Below are 19,724 nucleotides of genomic sequence, written 5' to 3' on the forward strand. Positions count from 1 at the left end.
TTATGTGACAGAGGTGGTATTGTCGCGCTGCCCCGGCGTCAGCAGGTGCCGCAGCAGGGCCACGGGATGCGCCCGCAGGCTCAGGCGGGTGGCGACGTAATCCTCGACCACCTGTTCGCCCAGCGACATCCGGGGCAGATGGGCGGCGGGCTCGTCCAGCGCCTCGCCTTCCAGATCCTGCGCAAACAGGGGCAGAGGCTTGGCTGTGGCAATTGCCTTGGCCTGCCACAGCGCCTCGCGCCGGGTCAGGCTGCAGGCGGCAAAGGCATCGGCCTCGGCCAGCCGTTCGATCACCGACGGGCCCAGCCCCGCACGACGCCAGACATCATCGACCTGATGGTAGCCGTTGCCGCGCGCGGCGGTCAGCCAGCTGGCGTCTTCCTCGCTCAGGCCCTTGATCTGGCGGAAGCCCAGCCGCAGGGCCAGCCCGCCCTGACCGTCAGGCTCCATTACGTTGTCCCAGAAGCTGGCATTGATGCAGACCGGGCGCACCTGCACGCCATGCTCGCGCGCATCGCGCACGATTTGGGCGGGGGCGTAGAAGCCCATCGGCTGCGAATTCAGAAGCGCGCAGGCGAAAATCCCCGAGTGGTGGCACTTGATCCAGGCGCTGGCATAGACCAGCAGCGCAAAGCTGGCCGCGTGGCTTTCGGGGAAGCCGTAGGAGCCGAACCCCTCGATCTGCGAGAAACAGCGTTCGGCAAATTCGGCGTCATAGCCGTTGCGCTGCATCCCGCGCAGGAACAGGGTGCGGAATTCGCTGACACTGCCATGCTTCTTGAAGGTCGCCAGCGACCGTCGCAGCCGGTCGGCCTGTTCCGGGGTGAACCCCGCACCCACAATGGCGATCTGCATCGCCTGTTCCTGAAACAGCGGAACGCCCAGCGTCTTGCCCAAGACCTCGCCCAGTGCGTCCGAGGGAAAGCTGACCTCCTCCTCTCCGTTCCGGCGGCGGATATAGGGGTGAACCATATCGCCCTGGATGGGGCCGGGGCGGATGATGGCGACCTCGATCACCAGATCATAGAAATTGCGCGGCCGCATCCGGGGAAGGAAGTTCATCTGCGCGCGTGATTCCACCTGGAACACGCCCACCGAGTCTGCCTTGCACAGCATGTCATAGACCACCGGATCCTCGGGCGGCAGGGTGGCAAGGGTGTAGCTGGTCTGGTGATGCTGGCCGATCAGGTCGAAGGCCTTGCGGATGCAGGTCAGCATGCCAAGGCTGAGGACATCGACCTTGAGGATGCCAAGACTGTCGATATCGTCCTTGTCCCAGCAGATGACCGTGCGGCCCTCCATCGTGGCGTTTTCGATGGGGACAAGCTCATCCAGCCGACCCTCGGTGATGATGAATCCTCCCACGTGCTGCGAGAGGTGGCGGGGAAAGCCGTCGATCTCATGAACCAACATTAGAGTCTGTTTCAGGCGGCGGTCTTGGAGGTCGAGGCCGATTTCGCGCATCCGTTGTGCCTCGAGCCCCGAGGCCGAGAAGAACCCCCAAAGCTGTGAGGACAGGGCGGAAATCGTGTCCTCGGTCAGGCCCATGGCGCGGCCCACCTCTCGGATGGCGCGCTTGCCCCGATAGTGGACAACCGTGGCGCACAGCCCCGCGCGTTCGCGGCCATAGCGGTCATAGATGTGCTGGATCACCTCTTCGCGGCGTTCATGTTCGAAATCGACATCGATGTCGGGCGGCTCGTCCCGCGCCTCGGAGACGAAACGTTCAAACACCATGGTGCCCATCTCGGGGCTGACCTCGGTGATGCCGAGACAGAAACAGACGACAGAGTTTGCTGCCGAGCCGCGCCCCTGGCACAGGATACCGCGCGAGCGGGCGAAATGGACGATATCGCGGACGGTCAGGAAGTAGGGTTCGTATTTCAGCTTGCCGATCAGCGTCAGTTCATGCGCCAGCATCTTTTTGGCTTTCTCGGACGCCCCGGCGGGATAGCGCCATTTCAACCCTTCATGCGCCAGCCGATGCAGGCGCTGGGTCGGGGTTTCCTGCTCGCTGCCCTCGCTGGGGTATTCATAGCGCAGCTCGTCCAGCGAGAATGTGAGTTCCTGGCTGAGCGCATAAGCGCGGGCCACGGCGTCCTCAAAGCCCTTGAAAATGCGCAGCATCTCGGGTTCCGAGCGCAGGCGCTGTTCGCCATTGGCCAGCGCGTCGCGGCCCAGATCGTCCACCTTGCGGCGCAGGCGGATCGCGGTCAGCACATCACCCAGCTTGCGGCGCGACCCGTGATGCATCATCGGCGCGGCGCTGGCGATTGTGGGCAGGTTCAGATGATGAGATTCAGTCTCTAACAAGTGAAAAAATGCGCTATCGGCGCCATCATACCGAGGGTGAATCAGCAGATGCATGCGACCGGCAAAGCGGCGCGTCAGCTGTTCCGCCTGTGTCCGCCATCCGCTCGCGCCGCCGGTTGGGCGGCCCGCCTGTGGCCAGAGCAGTAGGTGGAGGCCGTCGGAAAATTCCAGCAGGTCGGACAGGTGCAGGATGCAGTCACCCTTGGCCGCGCGCAGCCGTCCGGTGGACAGGATGCGGCACAGGTTGGCCCAACCCTGCCGGTTGATGGGCAGGGCGGTGACGGGCGGGGCATCGGTAAAAATCAGCCGCGCCGCCGGGATCAGGCGCGGCACCGCATGCACCGGGAACGAGGGCGGTTTCGGGATGTGATCGGGGCAGGGCGGGCCGATGGGCGTGTTCTGCTCGTCCCACGCGCGGCGCTCACGGACCTTGCGGGCGATCTCGCGCGCCTGGGTATGGGCGCGGACGATGCCGGCCACCGAGTTGTCATCGGCGATGGCGATGGCGGGCAGGCCCAGGGTGACGGCGCGCTCCATGTACTCCTCGGGGTGCGAGGCCCCGGTGAGGAAGGTGAAGTTCGACGTGATCGACAGTTCGGCATACATGGCGATTCCACATTATATTCACGTTTTGTTCTTTTTCGAGTCCTTTGCGCAGGAAACGGGTCGCCTGAACCTGGTCAGGCGCGCATGGTTGCAGAAAAAGGAGACCTGATATGTTCAAGATCACCGCTCTGCCCACTGACGAAGTCCGCGCTCTTCAGGCAGGCCAGCCTGATGCATATGGCGCTGCGCCCGAGCGCGCCATTTCGTCGGGGGCCGGCAACCCCTGTCGCCACTGCCTGAAGAACATTCCCGAAGGCGCAGAGATGCTGATATTGGCGCATCGCCCCTTTTTAGAGCCACATCCATACGCTGAAACAGGACCGATCTTTCTGTGCGCAACGCCTTGCGAGCGCTATGAAGGCGACGCCCTGCCCGAGATTTTGACCACTGCACCCGACTATTTGATCAAGGGGTATGGACCAGATGACCGGATCGTTTATGGCACCGGGGCAATCACGCCCAAGGATCAGATCAACGCAAAAGTCAGCGACATTTTTGCCCGCCCGGACGTGGCCTATATTCACGTCAGATCTGCACGGAACAACTGCTACCAAGCACGGATCGACAGGGCTTAAAGCTTGACCCGGTGCAGGCCCCGGCGCGGCTGGTCCTGATCGTCGGCCGGGGCATCGTCGGTGCGCGAGGAGGTCAGGGCCAGAAACACGTCCTCGAGATCGGCCTCTTCGGTGCGCACGTCGCGGATGCGGATGCCCGCCGCCCGGACGGATTCCAGAACCTGTTCGGCGCTGGTCCGGGCGATGCGATATTGCAGTATCAGGCTGCCGTCTTCACGTAAGCTGGCCTCGACGCCTTCGGTCACCGGCAGGTCGACCACCGGGGTGTCGGGAACAATGACCATGGTCCGGCTGTCCATTCGGCCCAGCAGGTTGGCGGTACTGTCCTGAGCGATCTTTTCACCGTGGTTGATGATGGCGATTTCGTCGCACATCTCCTGCGCTTCTTCCAGATAGTGGGTGGTCAGGATGATGGTCATGCCCTGCTGGTTCAGCTTGCGCACATTGGCCCACAGCATCTGGCGCAGTTCGATATCCACGCCTGCCGTGGGTTCGTCCAGCACCAGGATTTTCGGGTGGTGCACCAGCGCCTTGGCCAGCAGCAGCCGCCGCCGCATCCCGCCCGACAGCGTGCGGGCATAGGCCTCGGCCTTGTCGCTGAGGCCGACCAGTTCAAGGATTTCATCGCTGCGACGTTCGGATTTCGGAACGCCGTACAGGCCTGCCTGTACTTCCAAGGCGCCCCGCGGGGTGAAAAACGGGTCAAGGTTCAGCTCCTGCGGCATCACACCAATCGCGGCGCGGGATTGCCGCGGATTCTGATCCTGATCGAAACCCCAGATCGACACACGGCCCGAGGACTTCACCACCAACCCGGCCAGAATATTGATCAGGGTCGATTTCCCGGCGCCGTTCGGGCCCAGCAGCCCGAAAACCGAGCCCCTGGGAACAGTCAAATCAATGCCTTTCAGCGCGTGTTTCTCAGGCTGACCCTTGCCGCCACGATAGGTCTTGCGCAGACCTTCGATCCTGATTGCCGCATCGCTCATGTGGCTCTTGCCCCCGGATTGCTCATCGCTCATAAACGCACCTAATACATGCCCGCGAGGCCGACAACCGAAGAAGGATCGCCAGCCGTGACCATCGAAGCGCCGGAAACCAAGATCGTCGAAACCGCCCGTGTCGCCTGTGACGGCGGCGAAGGCGCATTGGGCCATCCGCGCGTCTGGCTGCAAATCCCCGAGGATACAGGCTGGGTCGAATGCCCGTATTGCGACTGCAAATATGTGCTGAAGGGCCGTGATCAGGGCTGATTGCCCGACCAGCCGGGTTTGGCCCAAATCTTGCCTCGGTTTTCATGTTAGTGCTTTGGCGCAACCAAAGCAGGGATACGTGATGACCGGAATTTCGGCCACTGACAATGTTAACCCGGTTTTCGGCTGGGCTGGGTTCTGCATCGCGTCTTTGGCGTTGTTTGCTGCGTTGTTCGTATTCTGGGCGGGGCCCTTTGCACCTCAGCAGACTGCGGGTGTGTCGCTGGGCGAACTGGCGGCCGAGATCGGCAAATCGACCCTGAGGGCCGCCGCGGGGATGGAACAACCCGAGCCCGTTGCCCGCGCCCGCGACCTGGATGATTTCCTGCGGATCGGAGTCGCCATGCTTGGCGGGCTTGCAACCGTCATATCGGCCGTTGGCATCCTGCGTCACGAAAAGCGGCGCCCTGCCATCGCCGGAATGGTTATAGGTACGGGGGCAATCCTGTTCCAGTTCTTTGCGTTTGCATTTTTTGCCTTGCTGGGGGTGTTGGTGATCATGGCTTTGCTGAACAGTTTCTCTGACGTCTTCTCGGGATTGTTTGGCGGTTAGGCTGCGTTCTTGGCTGGTCACCCGCGCGACCCTGTGGCAGAACCATCCCTGACCGACAGGGAGCGCGCGCATGAGCAATTTCGGAAAAGGATGTCACCTGCATCTGATCGACGGATCGGCCTTTATTTTCAGGGCCTATCACGCGCTGCCTCCGCTAACCCGCAAGTCGGATGGTCTGCCGATTGGGGCGGTGTCCGGGTTCTGTAACATGCTTCAGAAATATGTCGAAGGAAACACCGGGCCGGATGCGCCAACCCATGTGGCGGTGATTTTCGACAAGGGGTCGCACACATTCCGGAATGATCTGTACGACCTGTACAAGGCCAACCGCGAAGCGATGCCCGAGGACCTGCGCCCGCAAATTCCGCTGACCCGTGAGGCGACAAAGGCGTTCAATATCGCCTGCAAGGAACTCGAAGGCTATGAGGCCGACGACATCATCGCCACCCTGACCGTGCAGGCGCGCGAGGCTGGGGGCCGCGTGACCATCGTAAGTTCCGACAAGGATCTGATGCAGTTGGTCGGTGACGGCGTCGAGATGCTGGATGCGATGAAGAACAAGCGCATCGACCGGGACGGGGTGATCGAGAAGTTTGGAGTTGCTCCTGAGCGCGTTGTGGATGTTCAGGCGCTGGCCGGGGATTCCGTTGACAACGTGCCGGGCGCTCCGGGAATCGGGGTCAAGACGGCCGCGCTGTTGATCAATGAATACGGTGATCTGGAAACACTGCTGGACCGGGCCGAGGAAATCAAACAGCCCAAGCGCCGGCAGACCCTGATCGAAAAGCGCGATCAGATCGAACTGTCGAAGAAACTGGTGCAGCTGGACGAGAACACACCGCTGGATTTCACGCTGGATGACCTTGAAGTGAAAGAGCCCGATGCCGAGACCCTGCTGGGTTTTCTGGCGGATATGGAATTCCGCACACTGACCAAACGGATCGCCGACAAGCTGGGGGCCGAAGCACCGGCCATCGCCGACGCTCCGGCGCCTGCGGCCAAAGAAGTTGAGGCCGAGACGATCCCGTTTGACGCGGCAAAGTATGAATGTGTCCGTGATGCAACGGCTTTGCAAAAATGGATCGATCAGGCCCATGAACGAGGCTGGATCGCTGTTGATACTGAAACCACCGGTCTGAATGAAATGATCGCCGATCTGGTCGGAATTTCGCTGTGTGTCGAGGCCGGGGAAGCCTGTTACATCCCGCTGACCCACCGCGATGGTGCGGCGGATGATTTGTTCGGTTCGGACGCGCTGGCTGAAGGGCAAATGCCTCTGGATGAGGCGCTGACGCGGCTGAAGCCGGTGCTTGAGGACCCCTCGATCATCAAAATCGGGCAGAACATGAAATACGATGCCAAGATTTTCCGGCGTCACGGTATCGATGTGGCCCCCATCGATGATACGATGTTGATGTCCTATGCAATGCATGGCGGTGAGCATGGACACGGCATGGATACGCTCTCGGAACGGTATCTCAACCACACGCCGATCCCGATAAAGCCGCTGCTGGGGTCAGGCAAATCTGCGATCACCTTCGACAAGGTGCCGATCGACGAGGCCACTGCCTATGCCGCCGAGGATGCGGATATAACGCTGCGCCTGTGGCAATTGTTCAAACCGCAGCTGCACCGGGTGCAGGTGACGACTGTTTACGAGACGCTCGAACGACCACTTGTGCCGGTTCTGGCCGAGATGGAGATGCATGGCATCAAGGTCGACCGCGACGTGCTGAGCCGTATGTCGAACGCCTTTGCCCAGAAAATGGCCGGTTTAGAGGCTGAAATTCACGAGCTGGCGGGTGAGAATTTCAATGTCGGCTCACCCGCGCAGTTGGGCGAGATCCTGTTCGACAAGATGGGCCTGGAAGGTGGCAAGAAGGGGAAGACCGGCAAGTACTCGACCGGGGCCGATATTTTGGAAGATCTGGCGACCGAGCATGAACTGCCGCGCAGGGTGCTGGATTGGCGCCAGTTGTCCAAGCTGAAATCGACCTATACCGACGCGCTTCAGACCCATATCAACCCCGACACGGGCCGGGTGCACACGTCTTATGCCATCACCGGGGCGAATACGGGGCGTTTGGCCTCGACCGACCCCAATTTGCAGAATATCCCCGTGCGCACCGAGGAGGGCCGCCGCATCCGCGAGGCCTTTGTCGCCGAGCCCGGCAATGTTCTGGTCAGCCTCGACTACAGCCAGATCGAGCTGCGCATCCTGGCGCATATCGCCGACATTCCGACCCTAAAACAGGCCTTTGCCGACGGGCTGGACATCCACGCCATGACCGCGTCGGAAATGTTCGACGTGCCGCTGGACGAGATGACGCCGGACATCCGCCGTCAGGCCAAGGCAATCAACTTTGGTGTGATCTATGGCATCTCGGGCTTCGGCCTGGCGCGCAACCTGCGCATACCGCGGGCCGAGGCACAGGGTTTCATCGACCGCTATTTCGAACGCTTTCCGGGCATTCGACAGTATATGGATGACACGGTGGCATTTGCCAAAGAGCACGGCTATGTCCAAACTCTGTTCGGGCGCAAGATCCACACGCCCGAAATCAACGCCAAGGGGCCGCATGCAGGATTCTCGCGCCGGGCGGCGATCAACGCGCCGATTCAGGGCACGGCGGCGGATGTGATCCGGCGCGCGATGGTGCGGATGCCGGGTGCGATCAATGGGCTGCCCGCCAGGATGCTGTTGCAGGTCCATGACGAATTGTTGTTCGAAGTCGCCGAGGATTCCGTGGATCCGCTGATCGATGTGGCGCGCGAGGTGATGGAGGGTGCCTCGGACCCGGCGGTGAAACTGGATGTGAAGCTGAGCGTTGATGCCGGCCAGGGTGCGAACTGGGCCGAGGCGCACTAGCGCCGGGTCAGCCCCCCAAGTCAGCCTTGTGGCCTGACCCACCCTTCGACCATACGTTTCACCGAAGGTCCCAGGACCAGGATCACCGTGAACGCGATGGGCCAGCAAAAGGCCCAGGACGCCATCCAGTCGCCCAGCAATTCAGGATGGAACCCCACTGCCTTGACCGTAGCGATCCCGGTGACAATGCACGACATCAGCCCTGACATGATCAGTCCAAAGATGGCATGGGCAAAGCGGGCAGGGATCATATCGGTCATCCTTGAAAACGGCTTGCCCGATATGTGCGCCTTTCGGGCTGCTAATTCCAGCCCGAAGAACGGCGTTAATGTCGCATCCAAGCCAAGGTCGCATCCGTTCGAGCGGTAGAAGGCGCGTATTCGGCACTGACCCAACCGGTGTAACCAGCATCATCCATTGCCGCGAAAAGCTGCGTGAAATCCGTGGGCCCGCGCCCCGGTTCAGAACGTTCGGGGGCGGCCCCGATCTGGGCGTGGACAACGCTGGGGTGAAAACGCTCCCAGACGGCCAGCGCGTCGCCGTGGATCATATGTGCGTGAAAACTGTCATATTGCAGACCGACATTCGGGCGATCCACGCGGCCCAGTACCTCGGTCGCCAGATTATAGTCGTTCAAGAAATAGCCGGGTTGGGACATTGGATTGAGGGGTTCGATCGTAAATGTCTGCTGCGGTGCGAAATCGGCGGCCCACTGTAAGTTTTGCACGAAGCAGTCCAATGCATCCGTCCCGGCGGCGTATCCTGACATGATATGAATGAAACCCGGCCGCAGCACCTGAGCGTAGCGCAGAACGCGGCGGATATCAGACTGAAACCGGGACGCACCGCCGGGGATGGCGGCATAACCCGGTGCGCCACCGGTATAATTCGGCGGAGGCGCGTTGATCAGAACCAGTTCGAGCCCGTTGGCCAGCAAGGCACGCCGGGTTTCTTTTGCAGCCAGTTCGTACGGAAACAGGATCTCGACCGCCTTGAACCCGGCATCTGCCGCTGCCTGAAACCGATCCAGATACGGAAGTTCGGCAAAGAGCAATGAGATATTCGCGGCGAATTTTGGCATAGGCGGCCCATGGATTTCAGGTGGCCCGACCTTATCCGCGCGTTGATTTCTGTGAAAGTGACAGAAAACGACAGTTTGTCGAAATTCGACCAGATCGACCCGATGAAATCGGAAACGCTTCCTGCATTGCGGCGAATCAATTTTCTGACGCCGTGCCAATGGAAGGTTTGAAAACGATGGCGATGAGCCCAGACCCCGTCCGCGGGAACAGCCTTTCTGCGCCGGCGGGACAGCATTCTGCCTTGTCGGGCAACGGGTTGGCCGTGGCTTCGATGCTGACATGGGCGGCCGGGTTTCCGGCGGCCGAGGTGCTGTTGCAAACATGGCCGCCCGTCGCCCTGTTGGCCGCGCGACTGGCGCTGGCCGTGTTGGTGATGGTGCCGGTCTGGGTGATTCTGGACGGGCCGCGTCGGGTTGTTTCAGCCCGCTGGGGTCATGCAATGACCGTCGGCGGCCTTGGAATCGGGTTGGGAATGTTCCTGTTGATCTTGGCGCAAAAGCTGACCGACCCGGTGACGGTGGCAATCATCGTCTCCTGCGCACCTTTGGTGGCCACATTGCTTGAATTGGCTGCTGGCACACGCCGGCTGAAGTGGAATTTTGCGCTGGGCGTTCTTGTGTCGATTGTCGGCGGATTGATCGCCACCAGCGCCTTGGCCCCGGCCCAGTTGGGTCTGGGCGCGGCCTGTGCGGTTGGATCAACGGTGCTGTTCTGCTGGGCCAGCATGGCAACCGCCCGTGATTTCGCCGAACTGAGCCATACCGGGCGCACGACGATCACCTTCGTCGGAGGGCTGGCCATGGCATCGCTGCTGGTTTTCGGATCGGCGCAGTTTGGTCTGGACGTGATGCCTGCAACTGCGTTCGACACGCAGCAGGCGGGCATGCTGATGATCTATGCGCTTATCTCCATGGGTCTCAGCCAAGTATTATTCATCACCTCCGTCGGCAAGCTGGGCGTGGCGCTGGCCTCTTTTCACATCAACGTTGCCCCGTTCTACGTGATGCTGATCATGTTGATGCTGGGGGACGAGTGGAACTGGACCCGGGCACTGGGTGCGGGCATTGTTGCAATGGCTGTCGTGCTGGCACAGGATCGCGCGCCGCGGTCAGCTCAGGTCGGCTGAAGGGATCAGGCCAAAGAACTGCCCGTCTGACCAAACACCGAACCAGCCGTCGTGGTGCGTTCCGATCTCGACGAGGCGGTAAAAGCTTTTGCGGTCTATCCGAGCTTCAAGGTTGTCGCGGATCAATATGTAGGGTGAGGGTTCGTCTGTTTCAGGGTCGATTACAACTCGGATCGGATGATCAGCTCCGGCCAAGGCCCGGTCGCCAACATGGGTTGTGAAGGTCAAGGACTGGTCCTTTCCATCCCCGTCCCGGTCGAAATCCACAGCGACAAACGGCGCGTCATCGACAGTGATTCCCACCTTCTCGACCGGGGTGACGAGGAAGTATTTGCCGTCTTCCTTCTTAAGAATTGAGGAAAAAAGCTTCACAAGCTCGAAACGGTTGATGGGTGAGCCTAAATAACTCCATGTGCCATCTTTTGCGATCTTGATGTCCAGATCGCCGCAAAACGGAGGATTCCAGAGGTGAACGGGCGGTAAACCGTTGGTTTTGGCCGCCTTGACCGATGCCGCCAGACCATCTGGCGACGGTTTCACAGGTTTTTGTCCGCTCATTGCTTTTGCCATTTCCTCTCAGCGCGATACACTTCAATCATAATAGTCCACGGAAGGGAAAGTCATGACCGAACCTGCCGACCTCGTAGCCGAGATCGAAGCGCTGGAAAACAAGCTGCAAGAGGCCAAGGCCTCGATCACCCGCCGCTTCATCGGGCAGGAGAGGGTCGTGGACCTGACGCTGACCGCACTTTTGTGCGGCGGCCATGCCTTGTTGATCGGTCTGCCGGGTTTGGGCAAGACACGCCTGGTCGAGACTCTGTCGACGGTGATGGGCCTGCATGGCAGCCGCATTCAGTTCACGCCCGATCTGATGCCCGCCGATATTCTTGGGTCCGAGGTTCTGGACACTGCCGACGATGGCAGCCGCCATTTCCGGTTCATTCCCGGCCCGATCTTCTGTCAACTGTTGATGGCGGATGAAATCAACCGGGCAAGTCCGCGGACACAATCGGCGCTGTTGCAGGCGATGCAGGAACGCACCGTTACCGTGGCGGGTGAAGATCGTTCATTGGGTACGCCGTTCCACGTGCTGGCAACGCAAAACCCGATCGAGCAGGAAGGCACTTATCCGCTGCCCGAAGCCCAGCTTGACCGGTTCCTGGTGCAGATTGACGTCGAATACCCCGACCGCCAGACAGAGCGGGATATTCTGCTGGCTACGACCGGGGTTGAAGAGGAAGAGGCGCATCAGATTTTCAGCAAGGAAGAGTTGCTGGCCGCGCAGGTCTTGTTGCGCCGGATGCCGGTCGGAGAATCCGTCGTTGAACTGATCCTTGATCTGGTGCGGGCGTTCCGCCCCGAAGAACCCGGTGTGTCCGAACGGGTTGCCGAAACCGTGGCCTGGGGTCCGGGCCCCCGTGCCGCGCAGGCGCTGATGATGACGGTGCGCGCGCGGGCCATGTTGCAGGGGCGCCTGGCACCCAATGCCGAGGATGTTCTGGATATGGCGCGCCCGGTGCTCAGCCACCGGATGGCGCTCAACTTTGCGGCAAGGGCGCGTGGTGACAGCCTTGCAGAGCTGATTGATTCGACCGCTGTCGGCCTGATCCGGACCGAGGCCGCGGCGTGAATGCCGAGCTGACCCTTCGCGAAAGATCCGAAGCCGAGGCATCGCGGCTACCGCCCCTCTTGGCGCGGGCTGAGCACTTGGCCGGAACCGTTCTTCTGGGCGACCACGGTCGACGGCGGTCCGGGATGGGGGATGATTTCTGGCAATACCGCCCGGCACAGGTCGGCGACAGCCGTCGCATGATCGATCACCGCCGCTCGGCGCGGGGGGATCAGCAGTTCGTACGTGAACGGGAATGGCAGATCGCGCAATCCGTGATGCTGTGGGTCGATCAGGGGGCTTCGATGCGGTTTGCGTCCGACAAGACCCTGCCGACCAAAGCGGATCGCGCGCGGCTGTTGGGGCTGGCGACATCCATCCTTCTGGTGCGCGGCGGTGAACGCGTAGGTCTGACCGGCACCACCTTGCCGCCCCGGCGCGGCAATGCGCAGATCATTCGGCTGGCGCAGGCCTGGTCCGAGGATGATCAAGCGGATTACGCCCCACCCGAACACCGCGCCATGATCCCCCATGCCCGCGCCGTGTTCATCTCGGATTTTCTGGGCCCCATGGATGAGGTTGAACTTGCCCTGACCAAAGCCGCCGACCGCGGCGTGCGCGGCGTGGTTCTGCAAGTGCTGGATCCGGGTGAAGAGTCGTTTCCCTATCGCGGGCGCACCATTTTCGAAAGCGTCGGAGGGTCCGTCCGACACGAAACGCTCAAGGCCGCCGAGCTGCGGGACCGTTATCTGGAACGCCTGGCGCACCGCAAGGACGCGCTGAGGCAACTGTGCCGAGCGACGGGCTGGCAACTGGGCCTGCACCACACGGGTGACAGCGCACAAGCGGCTCTGTTATGGCTTTATCGGGCCTTGGATGGGGGCACGCGATGACGGTTCTGGCGGGCATCGGCTTTACCGCGCCATGGGTGTTGCTGGGTCTTCTGACTCTGCCGATCCTGTGGCTGATCCTGCGCGCGGTTCCGCCCGCTCCGATCCGCCGCTTGTTCCCGGCGGTCACGCTGCTGTTGGGCCTTAAGGACGACGAAAGCGTATCCGACCGCACCCCATGGTGGCTGCTGCTGCTGCGGATGCTGGCGGCGGCTGCGATCATCATCGGGCTGGCAGGGCCGGTTCTGAACCCGTCACGGGATGAAACCGGAACCGGGCCGCTGCTGTTGGTGCTGGACGCCAGTTGGGCCGGAGCCGCGCGCTGGCCGGCGACACTTGACCAAATCGACACGCAACTGTCGGAGGCCGGGCGCGCGGGCCGAACGGTTGCGATTTTGCGCCTGACAGAGCCGGAAACACCGGTATTTCAGGCTGCGGAAGCGTGGCGTGGGCGTTTGCCGGGGCTGACCCCGAACCCCTGGCAGCCGAATGCGGATCAGATTGCTCAGATCATTGCCGCGTTGAACGCCGTTGACGGCGGATTTGATACCCATTGGTTCAGTGACAGGCTGGATTATGCAGACCACGCTGAACTGGTGTCCAGCCTTCAGGCGCGCGGAGATGTGACGGTCTATCAGGCGGCCTCCCGGCCCGTGGCGATCCGGCCTGCGGCCTATCAGGACGGGCTGATCCAATTGACCGTTCAGCGCGCGGGCCCCGGACCGGAAGACCGCGTGACGGTATTGGCGCAAGGCCGTGATCCGGCGGGCACGGCCCGGGTGCTGCATTCCGTTGAGCTGACCCTGGAGGCCGGCGAAACCTCGGCGCAGGCCGATCTGGCGCTGCCGTCGGAATTGCGCGCCCGTATCACGCGGTTTGAAATTCAGGGCCAAAGGTCCGCCGGGGCCGTGACTTTGACCGATGACAGTCTGCGCCGGCGCGAGGTTGCGCTGATTGCCGGAACCCGCAACCGTGAAGGGCTGGAGCTGTTGTCACCCCTCCATTACCTGACGCAGGTTCTGGTCCCGACCGCGGATTTTGTCGATGGCGGCCTGCTTGAGGTTCTGCCCGCCAACCCGGATGTGATCGTCCTGTCGGACGTGGCGCAGATGTCGGAGCCGGAAGAGGCCGCTTTGATCGAATGGGTCGAACAGGGCGGGCTTCTGCTGCGTTTTGCCGGTCCGCGCATGGCGGCCAGCGATCTGGGCAGGGATACCGAAGACACCCTGTTGCCGGCGCGGCTGCGCAGCGGTGGACGATCCGTCGGCGGTGCGATGAGCTGGGGCGAAGCCAAGACGCTGGCTCCATTCCCCGAAAGCTCTCCGTTTTTCGGCCTGGATATCCCAAAGGACGTGGTTGTTTCGACCCAAGTCATGGCGCAACCAGACCCTAACTTGGCGGATCGCGTGATTGCTTCGCTGTCTGACGGGACTCCGTTGGTAACACGCAAGGCTTTGGGGCTTGGGCAGGTGGTGCTGTTTCACGTCACTGCGGATGCCGAATGGTCCAGCCTGCCGTTGTCGGGTTTGTTCGTCGAGATGCTGGATCGTTTGGCCGTGGCTTCGGCAGCCAAGTCGCGGCAAGAATCGCAACTGCAAGGCACCACGTGGGAGCCGGTTCAGATCATGGACGGGTTTGGCGCCCTGTCAGATGCCGGAACCCTGGCCGGTGTGGATGGCGTTCAGCTGATCTCGGGCCGGATCGGGCCAGATTTGCGTCCGGGTCTCTATGAAAGCGGAAAGCAGAAGCTGGCATTGAACGTGGTTTCGGAAGAAACCGAGCTGCGCCCGGTGACCTGGCCCGCCAATGTGCCGATCAAAGGGCAGGAGGTCAGCACGGAAACCCCGCTTGGTGGCCTGTTGCTCAGCCTCGCGCTGATCTTGCTGACGGTTGACGTGATTGCCTCGCTGGCCTTGTCGGGCAGGCTGGGCCTGGCGCGAACGGCGGCTGCCGCGCTGGCCGCTTTTCTGCTGGTGCCGGACGCACAGGCGCAGACGCCCGAAGATACCGAATTTGCCCTCGCTGCAACGCACGAGCTTGTGCTGGCGCATGTGCTGACCGGTGAGACGCAGGTGGACGATATTGCCGAGGCCGGATTGCGGGGCTTGGCGCAAACCCTGTTCTTTCGCACCTCTGTCGAACCGGCGGACCCAATCGGCGTTGATCTGGAACGAGACGAGCTGGCATTCTTTCCGCTTCTCTATTGGCCCATCACGCCGAACCAGCCGCAACCTTCGGCCGAGGCGTATATCAAACTGAACGCCTATTTGCGTTCGGGTGGGATGATCCTGTTTGATACGCGCGATGCAGATATTGCCGGTTTCGGCGCATCCAGTCCGAATGGCCGCAAGTTGCAGCAACTGGCCGGACCGCTGAATATCCCTGCATTAGAGCCGATTCCCCGCGATCACGTCCTGACCAGAACATTCTATTTGCTCCAGGATTTCCCGGGCCGCTATTCCGGCGCAGAAGTCTGGGTCGAAGCTGCACCCGGGGATGCAGAACAGATCGAAGGGATGCCATTCCGCAACCTCAATGACAACGTGACACCGGTGGTTTTCGGCGGCAATGACTGGGCCGGGGCCTGGGCCGTGGATCGCAACGGCCAGGCCCTTTTGCCTGTCGGTCGTGGGTATGCCGGGGAACGGCAACGCGAACTGGCCAATCGTTTTGGCGTCAATCTGGTGATGCACGTGCTGACCGGGAATTACAAATCCGATCAGGTCCACGTGCCCGCCCTTTTGGACAGGTTGGGACAATGACCGGAACCGTCATATTCGACCCGCTGATCCCGTGGCCGCTTTTGGCTGCTGTGGGGGCGATTGCCGCTGTCGGAGTAGCTCTGGCCTTGTGGCGCGGCTTGTCGGGCTGGGCCCTGCGGGGATTGGCGGCCCTGGTTGTCATCGCGGCACTGTCCGGTCCGGTCTATCAAGTCGAGGACCGCGCGCCGCTGACGGATATCGTTTTGATGATCGAGGATGAAAGCGCCAGCCAGACACTTTCGGACCGGGCCGAACAAACGGCGCAGGCCGCCGAAGATCTGGCCGCCGAGATTGAGGCGCGCGACAATACGGAACTGCGCCGCATTCGGATCGGCGACGGTGACGGGGATGAGGGCACGCAGGTCATGGCCGCCCTGAATGAGGCCCTGGCCGAAGAGCCGCGTGCGCGCATCGCAGGCATTCTGGTGGTATCGGACGGGATCGTGCACGATGCCGATCAGGCCCCGGAATTGCCAGCGCCGATGCATCTGCTGCAATCCGGGCGTGCGGACGACTGGGATCGCCGGCTTATCGTCCGAAATGCGCCTGCCTTTGCCATCATCGGTGAATCGGTGACTTTGACCCTGCGCGTTGAAGACAGCGGAGCAGCCCCCGCGGGTGCCGCGACAGCGCCGCTGGAGATTTCCGTGGATGGTGGTGAGCCTCAGCAGCTGAGTATTCCAATCGGTCGGGATGTCGAACTGCCTGTCACCCTGCCTCATGGCGGGCGCAACGTGCTCCAGTTTTCCGTGCCCCTGGCCGAAGGCGAGTTGACCGACCGCAACAACACCGCGCTGATCCAGATGAACGGCGTTCGGGATCGCCTGCGCGTTCTGCTGGTCTCGGGCGAGCCGCATCCGGGCGGGCGCACATGGCGCAACCTGCTGAAATCCGACAGCTCGGTCGATCTGGTGCATTTCACCATCCTGCGCCCGCCCGAGAAGCAAGATGGCGTGCCGGTGGACGAATTGTCTTTGATCGCCTTCCCGACCCGCGAGTTGTTTCTGGAAAAGATCAACGATTTCGATCTGATCATATTCGACCGTTACAAGCGGCGCGGCATCCTGCCTGCAATCTATCTGGACAACGTCACCAGTTATATCAATGACGGCGGCGCCGTTCTGATTGCCGCCGGTCCCGATTTCGCCGGAGCTGACAGCATTTTTCGGTCGCCGCTGGCGCCCATCCTGCCAGCGCAACCTTCCGCGCGTGTCTTCGAGGAACGCTTTGTTCCAAAGGTCAGCGCGTTGGGTCAGCGCCATCCGGTGACAACAAATCTTGGCGATTCCGAGGATTGGGGGGCCTGGTTGCGCCAGATCGATGTGAACCATCGCTCGGGCGAGGTTCTGATGACGGGCATTGACGAACGCCCCCTGCTGGTTCTGGACCGAGTGGGCGAAGGGCGTGTTGCGATGCTGGCATCGGACCATGCCTGGCTGTGGAGCCGTGGCTTTGAAGGTGGCGGTCCGCAACTGGAACTTTTGCGCAGGCTGGCCCATTGGATGATGAAGGAACCCGAACTCGAGGAAGAGGCGCTGTGGGCCGAAGCCAACGGCCAGTCCATGCGCATCATTCGACAGACGCTTGGGGATGATGTGGGTCCGGTGACTGTGACGCGCCCGAACGGCGAAACGCTGGAAATCACCTTGCAGGAGGTCTCTCCGGGGCGGTTCGAAGCGCAATACTATGGGCCCGAGATTGGTCTTTACCGTTTGCAGGAAGGTGACCACATGGCCGTGATCGGGCTTGGTCCCGCCGCGCCGAAGGAGTTTGAACGCACCATCGCTACGGGGGATGTTCTTGAACCGGTTCTGGCCGGCATGCGGGGCGGCGTGATCCGGGTGGAAGATGGATTGCCGTCGATCCGCAACGTGCGCGCCGGGCGCCCGGCGGCTGGTCGGGGCTGGATCGGTCTGACCCCGCGCGATGCCTACGAGACACGGGATGTTACCCAGGCGGGTCTGCTGCCGCCTTGGCTGGTTTTGCTGTTGGCAGGAGGTTTCCTGTTGGGCGGTTGGCTGCGCGAGGGGCGGCGCTAATCGATCCTGATTGACGCCCTGTCGGATTGACCTTGCGCATCCACCACGACAAGTGAGGTGAAGCCGGTCCCCGGATTTGGGATTTCGAACTCTCGTCGCCGCTGCCCGGTCAGCACCGGCACGCCATCTGCCAGTACGGAAAACGGCCCGACGCCGCCACGCAGTTTGACCGTCAGAGGTGCTCCTGAAGTCTCTAATACGGCGTTATCGGGCGGGAACAGCAGGTCCGGCGCCGCGGGATCATCCTTGAAAGCTGTCGTGCGGGGGCGAAATCGCTGCAACGGCTGAGGCAATTGGGCCGCGCCGACAAGCAAGGTCGAAGGTGGCGGTGGGCGCAGGGGCGTTAGATCGGGTTTCAACAGGTTGAAAGCCTCGGCCAACAGGGGTGCGGCAAGGTCGCCCCCGAATGCACCGGGAACAGGCGTTCCATCGGCGCGGCCCAGCCAGACCCCTATGACGTGCTGCCCGTCAAAGCCGATGGCCCAGGCATCGCGGTGGCCATAAGACGTGCCGGTCTTGTAGGCCAGCGACCCTGTTGCACCGCCTGCCGGTGGCGCAAGCCCGGCCAGAATGTCCGAAACCTGCCAGGCCGAGGTTTCCGACAGAACGCGCCGGGTGCGCTGGGCGTCTGCCAGAACGTCATGATGCAGGATCGGGCCTGTGCCGCCAGCTGCCAGAGTGGCGTAAACCTGCACCAGATCGTGCAGGCTCAACCCCACGCCCCCCAAAGAAATCGCCAATCCGGGTGTTGCGCCATTCAGACGTGGCTCTGATCCGGCCAACCTCAATGCTGTCATCAACCGAGCGGGGCCCAACTCATTCGTCAGGCGCACGACGGGGATGTTCAGCGACAGCTGTAGGGCGTCCCGCACCCGGACATCGCCACGGAAGGCGCCGTCGAAATTGCGCGGTGCGTATCGGCCAAACATCACGGGGCTGTCGCTGATCAGGGTCTCGGGGTGGGCCAGCCCCTGATCGAAGGCCAGCCCGTAGACCAGAGGTTTCAGGGTCGATCCGGGTGACCGTACGGCCCGGGTCATATCCACGAACCCCTGACGGGCATCTTGGTACCCGGCAGATCCGACCGATGCCAGAACCTCGCCGCTGCGATGGTCGGCCACGATCAGAGCCCCGGAAACGCGTGGTCCGACGCGGTTGGCGGCCCGGGCCACCAAGGTTTCCAGCCGGGCCTGCAATCCGGCATCCAGTGTCAGATCGAAGGCCTGTGTTGCGGGTGCTTGCCGCCTCACGCGGTCAGTCAGATGAGGTGCAAGACGCGGAAACGGATTCATCCGATCCGGAAGAGGCTCGGTCATGGCCGCGCGCGCTTCGGCATCGGTCAGGACGGTGTGGCGCACCAGCCTGTTCAGAACCCGGTCGCGGGCCTGCCGGGCAGCCTCGGGCTTGCGATCCGGGCGCCGGGCCTCGGGGGATTGCGGCAACGCAACCAACAGGGCGCTTTGCGCGGGCGTCAGCCGGGTGGCGTCCTTTCCAAACCACGCGCGGGCGCCGGCGCGGAGCCCTTCCAGATTGCCACCATAGGGGGCATGGGTCAGATAAAGGTTCAGGATTTGCTGTTTGCTCAGACGCCGCTCCAACGCCAATGCGACTCTGATCTGGCGAAATTTCCCGCTCCAGCGCCCGGTTGGACCATCTTCGATCAACCGCGCCACCTGCATGGTCAGAGTGGACCCGCCCGACACGTTACGCCCGTTCCACAGGCTTTGCCCGGCAGCCCGCAGCATCGCGATGAGGTCCACTCCGGCGTGGGTCCAGAACCGTTTATCCTCGTACCGGATCAGCATAGCGATGAAATCAGGGTCAACTGCGCCGGGCCGCAGCCTCCAGATGCCATCCTCAACTGGAAACGCCCGCAGAAGGTCGCCATTCCGGTCCCGCATCTCGACCGGAGTTTCAGCCATAACGGAAGGCAGGGTTGTGGCATCGACCCAGCGGTCAACACCATCCCGTGCCAGCGCCGTCAGGTAGAGTGCTCCGGCCAGCGCAAACAAGAGCCGCGACCGCTTAGGCATGACGACCACCCAAA

At 62.1% G+C, this 19,724-nt stretch carries 16 protein-coding genes; 10 read left to right on the top strand and 6 right to left on the bottom strand.

Translation table 11 applies throughout. The annotated features are described in order from the left end of the window. Positions 1 to 2,919, bottom strand: coding sequence for an error-prone DNA polymerase (locus tag ACR3E6_RS06120; RefSeq protein ID WP_480486301.1), 2,919 nt, complete (start codon positions 2,917 to 2,919; stop codon positions 1 to 3). A gap of 110 nt (positions 2,920 to 3,029) precedes the next feature. Between ACR3E6_RS06120 and ACR3E6_RS06125 the strand changes: the two genes are divergently transcribed. After that, positions 3,030 to 3,494, top strand: a complete 465-nt coding sequence (locus tag ACR3E6_RS06125) for a DUF1203 domain-containing protein (RefSeq protein WP_480486303.1) — start codon at positions 3,030 to 3,032, stop codon at positions 3,492 to 3,494. Here ACR3E6_RS06125 and ACR3E6_RS06130 read toward each other — a convergent pair. Next, positions 3,491 to 4,483, bottom strand: coding sequence for an ABC transporter ATP-binding protein (locus ACR3E6_RS06130; RefSeq protein WP_480488101.1), 993 nt, complete (start codon positions 4,481 to 4,483; stop codon positions 3,491 to 3,493). The two genes, ACR3E6_RS06125 and ACR3E6_RS06130, sit on opposite strands and share 4 nt — an antisense overlap. Positions 4,484 to 4,570: 87 nt before the next feature. Between ACR3E6_RS06130 and ACR3E6_RS06135 the strand changes: the two genes are divergently transcribed. The 3 genes from ACR3E6_RS06135 (at position 4,571) to polA (ending at position 8,169) form a co-directional block, all read left to right on the top strand. Beyond that, positions 4,571 to 4,747, top strand: a complete 177-nt coding sequence (locus ACR3E6_RS06135) for a zinc-finger domain-containing protein (RefSeq protein WP_171637437.1) — start codon at positions 4,571 to 4,573, stop codon at positions 4,745 to 4,747. Between the two features lie 82 nt (positions 4,748 to 4,829). Further along, entirely contained in the window at positions 4,830 to 5,300 is a 471-nt protein-coding gene (locus tag ACR3E6_RS06140; protein WP_171637435.1) for a hypothetical protein, read from the top strand. 70 nt (positions 5,301 to 5,370) lie between these two features. Continuing rightward, positions 5,371 to 8,169: a DNA polymerase I gene (gene polA / locus ACR3E6_RS06145; RefSeq protein ID WP_480486306.1), complete on the top strand. Its 2,799-nt coding sequence runs from the start codon at positions 5,371 to 5,373 to the stop codon at positions 8,167 to 8,169. Positions 8,170 to 8,189: 20 nt separating this feature from the next. On the opposite strand, the gene ACR3E6_RS06150 is transcribed toward polA, so the two are convergent. Further along, complete coding sequence (locus ACR3E6_RS06150) at positions 8,190 to 8,429, bottom strand: DUF2798 domain-containing protein (RefSeq protein ID WP_480486308.1); 240 nt, start codon at positions 8,427 to 8,429, stop codon at positions 8,190 to 8,192. A 65-nt stretch (positions 8,430 to 8,494) separates the two neighbouring features. Next, on the bottom strand, positions 8,495 to 9,250 hold the full coding sequence (locus ACR3E6_RS06155; RefSeq protein WP_210093629.1) for a hydroxypyruvate isomerase family protein: 756 nt from the start codon (positions 9,248 to 9,250) through the stop codon (positions 8,495 to 8,497). A gap of 9 nt (positions 9,251 to 9,259) precedes the next feature. On the opposite strand from ACR3E6_RS06155, the gene ACR3E6_RS06160 reads away from it, so the two are divergent. Both ACR3E6_RS06160 and ACR3E6_RS06165 read left to right on the top strand, forming a co-directional pair. After that, positions 9,260 to 9,421 carry a hypothetical protein gene (locus tag ACR3E6_RS06160; protein WP_171233359.1) on the top strand — a complete coding sequence of 54 codons (162 nt, stop codon included), beginning with the start codon at positions 9,260 to 9,262 and terminating at the stop codon, positions 9,419 to 9,421. Beyond that, positions 9,409 to 10,377, top strand: a complete 969-nt coding sequence (locus ACR3E6_RS06165) for a DMT family transporter (RefSeq protein ID WP_480486310.1) — start codon at positions 9,409 to 9,411, stop codon at positions 10,375 to 10,377. Before ACR3E6_RS06160 ends, ACR3E6_RS06165 begins: the two co-directional genes overlap by 13 nt. Here ACR3E6_RS06165 and ACR3E6_RS06170 read toward each other — a convergent pair. Further along, positions 10,360 to 10,935, bottom strand: coding sequence for a DUF1285 domain-containing protein (locus ACR3E6_RS06170; RefSeq protein ID WP_171637428.1), 576 nt, complete (start codon positions 10,933 to 10,935; stop codon positions 10,360 to 10,362). The genes ACR3E6_RS06165 and ACR3E6_RS06170 overlap by 18 nt on opposite strands. Before the next feature lie 64 nt (positions 10,936 to 10,999). Here ACR3E6_RS06170 and ACR3E6_RS06175 point away from each other — a divergent pair, with 64 nt between their 5' ends. Genes ACR3E6_RS06175 through ACR3E6_RS06190 form a run of 4 tightly spaced genes read left to right on the top strand, consistent with a single transcriptional unit; the run spans position 11,000 to position 17,677 of the window. Further along, positions 11,000 to 12,007: an AAA family ATPase gene (locus tag ACR3E6_RS06175; protein ID WP_152459465.1), complete on the top strand. Its 1,008-nt coding sequence runs from the start codon at positions 11,000 to 11,002 to the stop codon at positions 12,005 to 12,007. Then, on the top strand, positions 12,004 to 12,879 hold the full coding sequence (locus ACR3E6_RS06180; protein ID WP_171637426.1) for a DUF58 domain-containing protein: 876 nt from the start codon (positions 12,004 to 12,006) through the stop codon (positions 12,877 to 12,879). Before ACR3E6_RS06175 ends, ACR3E6_RS06180 begins: the two co-directional genes overlap by 4 nt. Next, positions 12,876 to 15,638 carry a DUF4159 domain-containing protein gene (locus ACR3E6_RS06185; RefSeq protein WP_480488103.1) on the top strand — a complete coding sequence of 921 codons (2,763 nt, stop codon included), beginning with the start codon at positions 12,876 to 12,878 and terminating at the stop codon, positions 15,636 to 15,638. Before ACR3E6_RS06180 ends, ACR3E6_RS06185 begins: the two co-directional genes overlap by 4 nt. Further along, positions 15,635 to 17,677, top strand: coding sequence for a hypothetical protein (locus ACR3E6_RS06190; protein ID WP_480486313.1), 2,043 nt, complete (start codon positions 15,635 to 15,637; stop codon positions 17,675 to 17,677). The genes ACR3E6_RS06185 and ACR3E6_RS06190 overlap by 4 nt, the downstream gene beginning before the upstream one ends. Here ACR3E6_RS06190 and pbpC read toward each other — a convergent pair. Beyond that, complete coding sequence (gene pbpC / locus ACR3E6_RS06195) at positions 17,674 to 19,710, bottom strand: penicillin-binding protein 1C (RefSeq protein ID WP_480486315.1); 2,037 nt, start codon at positions 19,708 to 19,710, stop codon at positions 17,674 to 17,676. The genes ACR3E6_RS06190 and pbpC overlap by 4 nt on opposite strands. Positions 19,711 to 19,724 lie beyond the last annotated feature (14 nt).

Source organism: Ruegeria sp. AL3 (genome assembly GCF_056536065.1).

Bases quoted from the DNA above. Each gene is read 5' to 3' on its own strand.
- ACR3E6_RS06140 (WP_171637435.1), top strand. From the start codon at position 4,830: ATGACCGGAATTTCGGCCACTGACAATGTTAACCCGGTTTTCGGCTGG.
- pbpC (WP_480486315.1), bottom strand. From the start codon at position 19,710: ATGCCTAAGCGGTCGCGGCTCTTGTTTGCGCTGGCCGGAGCACTCTAC.
- ACR3E6_RS06185 (WP_480488103.1), top strand. From the start codon at position 12,876: ATGACGGTTCTGGCGGGCATCGGCTTTACCGCGCCATGGGTGTTGCTG.
- ACR3E6_RS06150 (WP_480486308.1), bottom strand. From the start codon at position 8,429: ATGACCGATATGATCCCTGCCCGCTTTGCCCATGCCATCTTTGGACTG.
- ACR3E6_RS06165 (WP_480486310.1), top strand. From the start codon at position 9,409: ATGGAAGGTTTGAAAACGATGGCGATGAGCCCAGACCCCGTCCGCGGG.
- ACR3E6_RS06125 (WP_480486303.1), top strand. From the start codon at position 3,030: ATGTTCAAGATCACCGCTCTGCCCACTGACGAAGTCCGCGCTCTTCAG.
- ACR3E6_RS06130 (WP_480488101.1), bottom strand. From the start codon at position 4,483: ATGAGCGATGCGGCAATCAGGATCGAAGGTCTGCGCAAGACCTATCGT.
- ACR3E6_RS06120 (WP_480486301.1), bottom strand. From the start codon at position 2,919: ATGTATGCCGAACTGTCGATCACGTCGAACTTCACCTTCCTCACCGGG.
- ACR3E6_RS06175 (WP_152459465.1), top strand. From the start codon at position 11,000: ATGACCGAACCTGCCGACCTCGTAGCCGAGATCGAAGCGCTGGAAAAC.
- ACR3E6_RS06170 (WP_171637428.1), bottom strand. From the start codon at position 10,935: ATGAGCGGACAAAAACCTGTGAAACCGTCGCCAGATGGTCTGGCGGCA.
- polA (WP_480486306.1), top strand. From the start codon at position 5,371: ATGAGCAATTTCGGAAAAGGATGTCACCTGCATCTGATCGACGGATCG.
- ACR3E6_RS06190 (WP_480486313.1), top strand. From the start codon at position 15,635: ATGACCGGAACCGTCATATTCGACCCGCTGATCCCGTGGCCGCTTTTG.
- ACR3E6_RS06155 (WP_210093629.1), bottom strand. From the start codon at position 9,250: ATGCCAAAATTCGCCGCGAATATCTCATTGCTCTTTGCCGAACTTCCG.
- ACR3E6_RS06160 (WP_171233359.1), top strand. From the start codon at position 9,260: ATGGATTTCAGGTGGCCCGACCTTATCCGCGCGTTGATTTCTGTGAAA.